This window comes from Streptomyces sp. DH12, from assembly GCF_020873895.1.
Lineage (GTDB): Bacteria > Actinomycetota > Actinomycetes > Streptomycetales > Streptomycetaceae > Streptomyces.
Genome location: NZ_JAHWGT010001678.1, coordinates 1 through 387, shown reverse-complemented (window position 1 = coordinate 387; position 387 = coordinate 1). Strand labels below are relative to the sequence as shown.

1 protein-coding gene is annotated in these 387 nt (G+C 72.9%); it reads left to right on the top strand.

Going from position 1 to position 387, the window contains the following annotated elements:
• Positions 1-78: 78 nt before the first annotated feature.
• On the top strand, positions 79-387 hold a 309-nt coding region (locus LPA54_RS41705; RefSeq protein ID WP_228985558.1), incomplete at its 3' end, for an AAA family ATPase.

Here is a 387-nt window from a genome sequence, read left to right as displayed (position 1 = left end):
GCTGACGGTGCTGCGGACGGTCGGCACGAAGTGAGCGGGCGGGCTGCCCGCCGGGCCGCCCCATGACAGACTCGACCCGTGATCATCGAACGTGCGTACGCCCATGTGGGTGCGTACGACGTGGGGGAGTGGCCCTGGTCGGTCCCCTGCGTCCGCGCGCTCCTCGACGGCGGTCTGCGGTTCACCGCCCCGGTGACCTTCGTCGTCGGTGAGAACGGCTCCGGCAAGTCGACCCTGGTCGAGGCGCTCGCCGAGGGCTTCGGCCTGGACCCGTGGGGCGGCTCGCACGAGTGGCGCTACGCGAGCCACCGCACCAAGTCGGTGCTGGGCGAGCACATCCGCTTCGACGCCGCGCCCCGTGGCCGCCGCATGCTCGCCTCCTGGTCC